The organism is Mesorhizobium sp. M1E.F.Ca.ET.063.01.1.1, from assembly GCF_003998155.1.
Lineage (GTDB): Bacteria > Pseudomonadota > Alphaproteobacteria > Rhizobiales > Rhizobiaceae > Mesorhizobium.
The window spans coordinates 1-455 of record NZ_RZSC01001606.1; the positions used below are offsets into that span (position 1 = coordinate 1).

Below are 455 nucleotides of genomic sequence, written 5' to 3' on the forward strand. Positions count from 1 at the left end.
GTCACCACATGCACATGGCCGGCAAAATGCGCCATCGCGTCGCAATAGTGCTGTGGCCCGGTGTCATTGATCTTCAGCACCTGATGATCCACCTGTCAAAACCGAGTCCGTTATATATGGCGGCATATTGCATGCCACAAGTTGCTTAACACGGGGCGAAGTGCTTGACCGCAATCCCGAAATTCGCGTGTTGCACCGGGATTAGCCAGCCTTTAGGTCTTTGCTGGAATAGTGCCGGAACCATACTCCCGGCACGGAGGACCTCTTCGCCCGAATGCGCCTTCTCACGACGACTTTAGCCGCGCTGATTTCGCTGGCCGCGAGCGTCCATGCCGAGACGCTGGTTGGCGTCGCAGCGCCGCTGTCCGGACCATCGGCGATCCTCGGCAAGCAGATCGAGGCCGGAACAGGCCTGGCGGCGGAGGCCCAAGGTCTTCCCATCAAGACCGTCGACG

Annotated in this window: 1 pseudogene; it reads left to right on the top strand. The window is 59.8% G+C overall.

What is annotated here, in order from left to right:
* Positions 1–274: 274 nt before the first annotated feature.
* Positions 275–455: pseudogene (locus EOA29_RS40020) on the top strand (ABC transporter substrate-binding protein); the annotation flags it as partial.